The organism is Streptococcus sp. NLN64 (assembly GCF_015831295.1).
GTDB lineage: Bacteria > Bacillota > Bacilli > Lactobacillales > Streptococcaceae > Streptococcus.
Genome location: NZ_JADXDQ010000065.1, coordinates 1 through 9,469, shown reverse-complemented (window position 1 = coordinate 9,469; position 9,469 = coordinate 1). Strand labels below are relative to the sequence as shown.

Below are 9,469 nucleotides of genomic sequence, written 5' to 3'. Positions count from 1 at the left end.
AAGGCCTTGACACAAAATCCCCTTCTCTTTGCTTCACAACTAGGCTCAGCAGGCATCAATCTGCCAAATAAATTGTCCTATTTTTAGAAAAATGGTTGACAAATGGTAGAAAAATCTCTGAGGGAGACTTTGAGCTGTTTACGATTCGCTGCCTTGTACTAAAAGTAATACTCATTGGATTTTCAAACATACTAAGATTCGTTAAGCGTAAACTAAAATACTATGGCATTTGCAAATCGTTGATGATATCAATATGTGGGGAGACTAGTGGGTAAGTTTCTTCGTGTGTTGCTAAGTTTGTGACAACAGCTGTCAGATTGTCGAGTTCACAGAAGGAAGTGAAGTCATCTTTGCCAAATTTTGACTTGTCTAAAAGTAAATAGCGTTCGAGGGAGTGTTCTAGGGCTAAGTGTTGGGTATAGGCTTCAGTAATCGTCGAGGTCATAACCTGATTCGCTTTGACACCATTAGCAGAAAAAAACATTTTTGAAAAATGGAGATTTTCAAGACTCATATTGGTAATTTCTCCTATGAAGGATTCGGTTACCTGACGCAATTCTCCTCCTAGCAGAAAGACTTTGAAGTCTTCGGATTTCTTTTGGGAGAGCACTCGAAAGACAGGTAAACAGTTGGTGATGATGGTTAACTGTTTGTTTTGAATGGCTTCTGCTAAATAGGTGGTTGTCGTCCCAGGACCTAGAAAAATTCGGTCGCCATCCTCGATGAGAGAGGCTGCTCGCAGGGCAATGGCCTGCTTTGCTGCCTGATGCTGGATGTGCTTTTCTGAGTGGGAGTATTCGCGGTACTGGAAGGCGGTATTGGAACGAGCTCCTCCATGGATTCTGGTTAAAATTCCTAGTTCTTCTAATTCTCCCAAATCCCGTCGGACAGTCATATCTGTTACATTCAACATTTCGACAATTTGAGATGTTCGAATTGTTCCTTTTTGGTGGACTAAACGAGTTATTTTTTCCAATCTTTTTTGTTTTTTCATTTCTCCCCCCCTTTTTTTTTATTTTTATTGTAACAAAAAACAACCAAAAATTCTGCTAATGATTGAATGAATAATAGATAGGAACCTCATTCTGATGTTGGGTTCTTTTTATTTTGACCAAACACAATATATTTTTTGTTTAAACAAACACAAAAACAAACAAAGGTTGTTGACTTATTGTTCGAAAACGGTTACAATGTAAGTGAGCAAATATAAAGAATGTGAGGGTCAGGTGTATGAAGTTATATGTAGCCGCAGATTCCCATGGGAAACATCTCAAAATCGCCATTGACGACTATCTCAAAACATTGGGATGCGAATTGGTGACGGTGAGTCAAGGGGGAGATTTCGTAGATGAGACATTAGCTGTTGTTGCAGAGTTAAAGAAAGATCAGGAAGCCTTAGGTCTGGTTATTGATGCATATGGTGTTGGTCCTTTCATGGTGGCTACGAAATGCAAGGGAATTATTGCAGCGGTTGTTTCGGATGAACGTTCAGCTTATATGACTAGGGGGCATAACAATTCACGATTGCTGACGATTGGTGCAGAGATTGTGGGGGTTGGTTTGGCTAAGAACATTGTTAGAGGATTTGTTGAAGGATCTTATGATGGAGGGCGTCACCAGATTCGTGTGGATATGTTGAATAAAATGTGCTGAGGTGAAGTGAATGAAAATTGCAATCGGTTGTGACCATATTGTTACGGATGAAAAAATTGCAGTAGTGGATTATTTGAAGGAGAAGGGACATGAGGTTCTAGATGTTGGAGCCTATGACCACGTTCGAACTCATTATCCAATCTATGGCAAAAAGGTTGGTGAAGCAGTTGCGAGTGGACAGGTGGATGTCGGAATTTGTATTTGTGGAACAGGTATTGGAATTAACAATGCGGTCAATAAGGTTCCAGGTGTCCGTGGTGCGCTTGTTCGGGATATGACCTCTGCAATTTATGCGAAAAAGGTCTTGAATGCCAATGTGATTGGGTTTGGTGGAAAAATTAGTGGTGAGTTCCTCATGTGTGACATCATTGATGCCTTCCTTGAAACGGAATATGAAGCAAGCCCTGAAAACCAAGTCTTAGTACACAAAATTTCTAGTATAGAATCTGAAAACCAGGAACAAAATAGTTCAAGCTTTTTCGAAGAATTTATTGAAAAATGGAATCGCGGAGAGTACCACGATTAGGTGGACAAAAGAATGCTAGTAGTGCCTCGAATCTTTCGATTGGAATATCCATAAATGAGAGAGTTTCAAGTTAGCCCAAGCTACCTGGGTGAACTCCTCCTTTAAAATAGCAGCAGGAAAAGGAGAGGATGTCTCCGTGTTCTGCCACAAATTGAACTGATGGGGAATGTGGTAAGAAACGGGGAGTATTCCTTTCACAGGGTGGAGCATTGCAGCTACAAATCTTAGTTGAAGAGGTGCAGTATAGCAAATAAAGTCACATTGGATGCACTAACGGACCATCGCGGAATCATTTCAACTTTGGTTTTTAATCCACGTGGAGCTTTGCGGGAAATGCTAGGCATAATGGTGTGGCTGAGCCCACCAGAGAACAACGAAGAAGTCATGTCGTCTTTAGGGCTTGCTGAAACTCGGAGTTCCAAGGTGGATAGCGGATAGGGTGTCAGGTTGGGGTGACCATTATCAACTAGTAGCACAAAAGTCAGTAGATATCCTGCGAACTAATGTATTTGAGCCAATTTCACAGCAGGAAATAGCGCATAACCACACTGAAATATCTTGTGACTCAGTCTTTTTTCAAATGATATAGTCTTTTAGTTTGCTTTTAGTACAAGGCAGCGAGTCGCAGGCAGTACTAAAGTACGGCAAGACGAGCTAACACAGTAATAAAAGATAAACTAAAAGAGTATAACTCCGATGAATCTCAAGTTCCGTCACTGTTTTGCAGGAAGTATAGTATTAAAGAAAGCAATATCAAAACCAGTCCTCGCCAAACTAGGACTAATCAGCTGTCTCGATTACTACTTAAAACGACATGCCTTAAAAGTTAACTGAACCGCCGTGTGCCGAACGGCACGCACGGTGGTGTGAGAGAGGGCAAGACGATCTAACACAGTAATAAAAGATAAACTACAAGAGTATAACTCAGATGAATCTCAAGTTCCGTCACTGTTTTGCAGGAAGTATAGTATTAAAGAAAGCAATATCAAAACCAGTCCTCGCCAAACTAGGACTGATCAGCTGTCTCGATTACTACTTAAAACGTCATGCCTTAAAAGTTAACTGAACCGTCGTGTGCCGAACAGCACGCACGGTGGTGTGAGAGAGGGCAAGACGAGCTAACACGGTCATAAAAGATTCACTAAAAGAGTATCTTTACCTTAGTGCTGGGGTTTCAGCGCAACTCTTCCAAGAAACACTGGCGTTTGCTCATCAGGCGGGTGCTAAGTTCAATGGTGTCCTATGTGGACGATCAACATGGGCTGGTGTTGTTTCGGTTTGTGTTGAAAAAGGAGAGGAAGCAGCTCGTGAATGGCTTCGGACAGAAGGGAGAGCCAGTCTTGAAGCCTGAAATAAGAGTCTGGCTTCCTCAGTAATTTCTATTTTTCAGAAAGTTCAGGTGACCTATGACTAATTTATTTGCCAAAGAAACGGTCTTTATATCTGAGGCATTGACACAAAATGATGTATTTGTGGAAGTTGCTCAAGCCTTATTAGAGCACGGACTTGTGACAGAAGAGTTTCTGTCCAACCTGGTAGAGCGAGAAAAACAGTATCCAACTGGGCTTCCACTCGCACCGATTGATGAGCGGCTACCGAATGTTGCGATTCCGCATACAGAAAGTAGCTTTGTAAATCAAACGCGGATTGTTCCAGTAAAGCTGAAACATCCCCTCACCTTCCATAATATGATTGTTCCTGACGAAGAATTACAGGTTTCCTTTTTGTTTATGATCTTGAATCATGATGAATCGGAGCAATCTGGGCTATTAGCCCAGATTATGGATTTTGTGAATCGCCAAAATGTTGAGGATTTGGTGGAATTCTTTAGCTTTGAATCAGTAGAAGAAGTTTATCACTATTTAGAAAAGAATTTTTAAGGAGTACGGAAAATGATTAAAATATTAGCAGCTTGTGGAGCAGGTGTAAATTCTAGCCACCAAATTAAAAGTGCTTTAGAATCTGAAATGGCAAAACGTGGGTATCAAGTGACCTGTGATGCAGTCATGATTAAAGATATTAATGAAGAAATGATGTCTCGTTATGATATCTTCGCTCAAATTTCCAAAACTGACTTGGGATTCAATGTTGAAATTCCAGTGGTAGATGCAGGGGCGATCTTATATCGTATTCCGGCCATGGCAGAACCAGTATACAAAAAATGGAGGAAGCGATTGCTTCCATTGCGAAATAGGGAGATAACATATGAATGCAATTGTAGACTTAGCCAATCAGATATTCCAGCCAATTATTAATCTGGGTGCGGCCTCCTTGATGAGCATTATTTTGACCATTTTGGCACTTTGTTTTAAGGTAAAATTCTCCAAAGCCTTAGAGGGAGGTTTGAAACTGGGGATTGCCCTAACAGGTATTGGAGCGATTATCAATATCTTGTCTACTGCCTTCTCAGGTGCTATGACAGATTTCGTAGCGCGGACTGGTTTAGAGTTAACCATTACGGACGTGGGATGGGCTCCTCTGGCAACAATTACTTGGGGCTCACCATTTACCCTCTACTTCCTATTGGTGATGGTCATCGTCAACCTAATTATGTTGGCGATGAAAAAAACGAATACACTTGACGTTGATATCTTCGATATCTGGCACCTTTCAATTGTAGGTCTCTTTGCAATTTGGAGTGGAGCCAATCTATTCATTGCGACTGTATTGGTGGTTTTTATTGGTGTTTTGAAAATTCTCAACTCTGATTTGATGAAACCAACCTTTAATGATTTGTTGGGGGCTGGTCCAGAAAATCCAATGACCACAACTCATATGAACTTTATGATGAATCCTATCATCATGGTTTTCGATAAAATTTTTGATCTCCTATTCCCTTGGTTGGATAAATACGACTTCGATGCAGCTAGGTTGAATGCAAAAATAGGTTTCTGGGGTTCAAAATTTGCGATTGGTATTTATTTGGGAATCTTTGTAGGGCTTCTTGCTGGTCAAACTCCATCTGAAATTGTTTCTTTGGCCTTTGTTGCAGCGGTCTGCTTGGAATTGTTCTCTTTAATTGGTTCTTGGTTTATTGCAGCTGTAGAGCCTTTGTCACAGGGGATCACCGATTTCGCTTCTTCACGTCTTGCTGGTCGTACTCTAAATATCGGTTTGGATTGGCCTTTCCTTGCTGGTCGTGCGGAAATCTGGGCTGCTGCCAATGTCCTTGCCCCAATTATGTTACTTGAATCCATTATCTTACCAGGAAATAAACTCTTGCCACTTGCTGGAATTATTGCCATGGGAGTTACTCCAGCTCTGCTTGTCGTGACACGTGGTAAGTTGATTCGGATGATTGTTATCGGAGCCATTGAATTGCCACTCTTCTTATGGTCAGGTACAATCATGGCCCCATTTATTACTGAGACAGCAATGAAAGTTGGAGCCTTCCCAGAAGGAATTGAAACTTCAGCAATGATTTCTCACACTACTATGGAAGGACCAATTGAAAAATTCTTGGCATTCTTTCTTGGTAAAGCTGCTGCTGGAGAAGGTACCTTTATGATTTTAGCTATCGGTAGTCTAGTAGTATACACCTTGCTCTTCTTCTGGTACCGTGGTGAAATGAAAAAACGGAACCAGGTCTACCTTGAAGCAGAAACAACAAATAGATAGAATATGTAAAAACTCCACGTAAGACTCTCTTATGGGAGTTTTTACATAGTTTGTGCAAGGAAACAGAAATTAGACTTTCTGCAAAACAGTGACGGAACTTGAGATTCATCGGAGTTATCATTTGAAAAAAGATAGAATCATAGGATATTTCAGTGTGGTTATGCGATATTTCCTGCTGTGAAATTGGATCAAATACTTTAGTTCTGAAGGAGGTCTATTGATTTTTATATAATTTCCAAATTAGTACTCTCAAAAATGCAAGCGCTAACCTAAATCGAAGGAGGTCACCAGGAATCACCATCAAACGCAGTAGTGGAAACAATTAGGTTTGCCCACTGAAGGAAACTGGTCCAGGTTTGGTAGTAGATGAGCTTCCTCTTTTGATGTAAGTAATACTCATTACATTTCAAAATCTGAATGTGTGAATCCTTTTCGCCGAACCCAAAGTTCTGTCTTCATCGGATTGCCTTTTCAGATTTCGAACTGTTTCGAGTATAAGTTGCTACCACAGAACGATTCAACTCCAGGTCCAATGCTGTATCCATCGAATAAGTCGGATCTAAAGACAAGGCCGGCGGCTCAGGAAGGTGATGTAGCTTGCTCTGGAACGAATGTGGGCAAGGTGGTGTCGCATCAGATTAGCGATAGATATCCTTGTCCTCCACTGCAAGTAGCCTCTTGCTGGCTTTTAGAGCAAGGCACGACTTTGCCCTAAGCGTGGATGTCTGTTTCTAATAACCTTTCCTTAGTTAGGATACATGGAGTTGTTAAGTCGAAAAGAAGAAAGGGACAGGATAGTACCCCTGATGTGATTTGAGAAATGGATTGGAATAGGAATCTTTATGGAGATCCTAAAGTCATCAAGCATAGAGTGCTCCTTGCGGGCTTCCTTGAGTAGTTGATGTTAGATCAGTAGATTCTTTGTTATTTTAAATATTTGTGTTAGATTAGTTGTATTCAATCATTTTTTGGACCTGTTACATGGTCCTAAATGAAGAAGGGCTGCTGTGTGATTCCAAACTTTTGGAAAATAGATTGTCTGTGGGGTACAAAAGGTAAGGGGATTTTTTCCTGGGTTAAGAAATAGGACTACTTTCCCCAAGGGCATCCGAGTTGAAAAAACTCATTGCGAGTATTGCACCGCCCTTTTAATGCATGAAGTTGTAAAGCTTATGGAGAAACAAATCTTACTTGTCAAGTGGAGGATTAAAGATGAAACGCTTATTGTCAACCTATGCTAGTGATATTGCAGCGATGAGCCCCCAAGATTTGAAACAGTCTATCCGGGCTAGTGAAGGTCGGATTGTGATGGGAGAGACGGTGGTCACCGCTGCTCCCTTGATTGCGGGTGTCAGCAATGCCGAGATGATGGCCGCTTTTAGCTGTGACCTCCTGGTCTTGAATGAGCTGGATGTTTTCAAACCAGAGATTGTCGGCTTCTATGACTGTCCCAATCCGATTGCGGAGCTTAAACGCTTAACTGGTCGGCCAATTGGGATTAACTTGGAGCCTGTGGATGGATCACAGGAGCTCTTGGAAAACCAAGTGGACCTGCCAGCCGGTCGTCTGGTTAGCCCCCAGAGTCTGCAACAAGCTCAAGAATTGGGCGTAGACTTTATTATGCTGACAGGGAACCCCGCAACGGGGGTTTCTCTGACGGCTATTTCAGAAGCGATTGCCTTGACCAAACAACACTTCTCAGGCTTGGTATTCGCTGGGAAGATGCACGGCGCTGGCCTGGGGGAAGCGGTTGTTGATACTTCGGCACTCCTCGACTTTGTCCGCCTGGGAGCTGATGGGGTCTTAGTACCGGCAGTTGGCACAGTTCCGGGCGTCCGTGAAGACCAGCTAGCACCGATCGTGGATCAGGTCAAAGCCCAAGGAGCCTTGGTCATTTCGACTATTGGAACCAGCCAGGAAAGTGCAGACAGCCAAACAGTCCGGGACTTTGCCCTCAGCAACAAACGTGTGGGCTCCGACATCCACCATATTGGGGATGGCTCCTATGGCCGCATGCCAGACCCAGAGAACATTCTGGCCCTTTCCCTAGCGGTTCGGGGGAAACGGCACACCTATTTCAAAATGGGGCAGTCTGTTAGAAGATAAAGCCACTTTGAATTTAAAAAAAGTAAGGAAAATATCTTGACGACTTTCGCCATATTTGATAGTATGGAATACGGTATTGTTTACCCCATTTGAAAGGCCCCGGAACCTTCCAAATAACTCGTGGACCGGAACATCCACACTGTAAACAAAAACGAGATTGACTATAGGAGAAATCATGAACAAAACTACATACATGGCTAAGCCAGGTGAAGTTGAACGCAAATGGTACGTTGTTGACGCAACTGATGTCCCACTTGGACGTCTTTCTGCAGTTGTTGCTTCTGTTCTTCGTGGTAAGAACAAACCAACTTTCACACCTCATACTGATACTGGTGACTTCGTTATCGTTATCAATGCTGAGAAAGTGAAATTGACTGGTAAAAAAGCAACAGACAAAATCTACTACACTCACTCATTGTACCCAGGTGGATTGAAATCGATCTCTGCTGGTGAATTGCGTTCTAAGAATGCTGTTCGCTTGATTGAAAAATCCGTTAAAGGCATGCTTCCACACAACACACTTGGACGTGCTCAAGGTATGAAATTGAAAGTATTTGTTGGTAGCGAACACACTCATGCTGCTCAACAACCAGAAGTTCTTGACATTTCAGGACTTATCTAAGGAAAGGAGCAGATGAAACTATGGCACAAGCACAATATGCAGGTACTGGTCGTCGTAAAAACGCTGTAGCGCGTGTACGTTTGGTTCCAGGTACTGGTAAAATCACAGTTAACAAAAAAGACGTTGAAGAGTACATCCCACACGCTGACCTACGTTTGGTCATCAACCAACCATTTGCAGTCACTGCAACTGCTGGTTCTTACGACGTATTCGTAAACGTTAACGGTGGTGGTTACGCAGGACAAGCCGGAGCTATCCGTCACGGTATCGCTCGTGCGCTTCTTGAAGTAGACCCAGACTTCCGTCAAAGCTTGAAACGCGCTGGACTTCTTACACGTGACGCTCGTATGGTTGAACGTAAGAAACCAGGTCTTAAGAAAGCACGTAAAGCTTCACAATTCTCAAAACGTTAATTATCCGCGATATATCAACGTTTCGAAGCACTCAAGAGTTTACCTCATGGGTGCTTTTTTGGTGTTTTTTTGAAAAATTCACCTCAAAATTTACCTTATTTTTACCTTATTGATTTAAGGGTAAACTCACCAACTGCCATAGGGATATACTCTTTTAGTTTATCTTTTATTACTGTGTTAGCTCGTCTTGCCGTACTTTAGTACTGCCTGCGACTCGCTGCCTTGTACTAAAAGCAAACTAAAAGACTATAACATTGGAAGTATTGACATAAATTTGAGTTGTTCCAATATCACTGTGAGTTAGTGCTTCTGAAATAGCTTCTAAACTCATTCCTGCTTGTTTATACTCTTTTAGTTTATCTTTTATTACTGTGTTAGCTCGTCTTGCCGTACTTTAGTACTGCCTGCGACTCGCTGCCTTGTACTAAAAGCAAACTAAAACTCCAAGCAGGCTTCGCCTGCTAACTCATGACGGAAAATTAGTTTAGGTATATAATAAAGATGAGCAATACAAATCCGTAAGTTTATTAG

10 protein-coding genes and 1 pseudogene are annotated in these 9,469 nt (G+C 42.0%); 10 read left to right on the top strand and 1 reads right to left on the bottom strand.

Annotated elements, in window-relative coordinates:
- Positions 1 to 220: 220 nt before the first annotated feature.
- Complete coding sequence (locus I2503_RS08300; protein ID WP_196967647.1) at positions 221 to 994, bottom strand: DeoR/GlpR family DNA-binding transcription regulator; 774 nt, start codon at positions 992 to 994, stop codon at positions 221 to 223.
- A gap of 236 nt (positions 995 to 1,230) precedes the next feature.
- Between I2503_RS08300 and lacA the strand changes: the two genes are divergently transcribed.
- The 10 genes and pseudogenes from lacA to rpsI all read left to right on the top strand — a co-directional run bounded on the left by lacA (position 1,231) and on the right by rpsI (position 8,938).
- Positions 1,231 to 1,653, top strand: a complete 423-nt coding sequence (lacA, locus tag I2503_RS08295) for a galactose-6-phosphate isomerase subunit LacA (protein ID WP_196967646.1) — start codon at positions 1,231 to 1,233, stop codon at positions 1,651 to 1,653.
- 10 nt (positions 1,654 to 1,663) lie between these two features.
- On the top strand, positions 1,664 to 2,179 hold the full coding sequence (lacB, locus tag I2503_RS08290) for a galactose-6-phosphate isomerase subunit LacB (RefSeq protein WP_196967645.1): 516 nt from the start codon (positions 1,664 to 1,666) through the stop codon (positions 2,177 to 2,179).
- Between the two features lie 324 nt (positions 2,180 to 2,503).
- Positions 2,504 to 2,768: pseudogene (locus I2503_RS09680) on the top strand (hypothetical protein); the annotation flags it as partial.
- A 540-nt stretch (positions 2,769 to 3,308) separates the two neighbouring features.
- Positions 3,309 to 3,530, top strand: a complete 222-nt coding sequence (locus I2503_RS08285) for a hypothetical protein (RefSeq protein ID WP_196967648.1) — start codon at positions 3,309 to 3,311, stop codon at positions 3,528 to 3,530.
- Positions 3,531 to 3,585: 55 nt separating this feature from the next.
- The gene (locus tag I2503_RS08280; RefSeq protein ID WP_196967644.1) at positions 3,586 to 4,059 is read left to right on the top strand and encodes a PTS sugar transporter subunit IIA; all 474 of its coding nucleotides are present in this window, start codon (positions 3,586 to 3,588) and stop codon (positions 4,057 to 4,059) included.
- 12 nt (positions 4,060 to 4,071) lie between these two features.
- A complete protein-coding gene (locus I2503_RS08275; protein WP_247644702.1) occupies positions 4,072 to 4,434 on the top strand; it encodes a PTS sugar transporter subunit IIB in 363 nt (120 codons plus the stop codon).
- The gene (locus I2503_RS08270) at positions 4,385 to 5,797 is read left to right on the top strand and encodes a PTS transporter subunit IIC (RefSeq protein ID WP_196967643.1); all 1,413 of its coding nucleotides are present in this window, start codon (positions 4,385 to 4,387) and stop codon (positions 5,795 to 5,797) included. The genes I2503_RS08275 and I2503_RS08270 overlap by 50 nt, the downstream gene beginning before the upstream one ends.
- 1,212 nt (positions 5,798 to 7,009) lie before the next feature.
- On the top strand, positions 7,010 to 7,903 hold the full coding sequence (locus I2503_RS08265; protein WP_196967642.1) for a haloacid dehalogenase-like hydrolase: 894 nt from the start codon (positions 7,010 to 7,012) through the stop codon (positions 7,901 to 7,903).
- A gap of 175 nt (positions 7,904 to 8,078) precedes the next feature.
- Positions 8,079 to 8,525 (top strand): 50S ribosomal protein L13, encoded by a 447-nt coding sequence (gene rplM, locus I2503_RS08260; protein ID WP_135038122.1) that lies wholly within the window; start codon positions 8,079 to 8,081, stop codon positions 8,523 to 8,525.
- Between the two features lie 20 nt (positions 8,526 to 8,545).
- Complete coding sequence (gene rpsI / locus I2503_RS08255; RefSeq protein ID WP_135038120.1) at positions 8,546 to 8,938, top strand: 30S ribosomal protein S9; 393 nt, start codon at positions 8,546 to 8,548, stop codon at positions 8,936 to 8,938.
- The last annotated feature ends 531 nt before the right edge of the window (positions 8,939 to 9,469 follow it).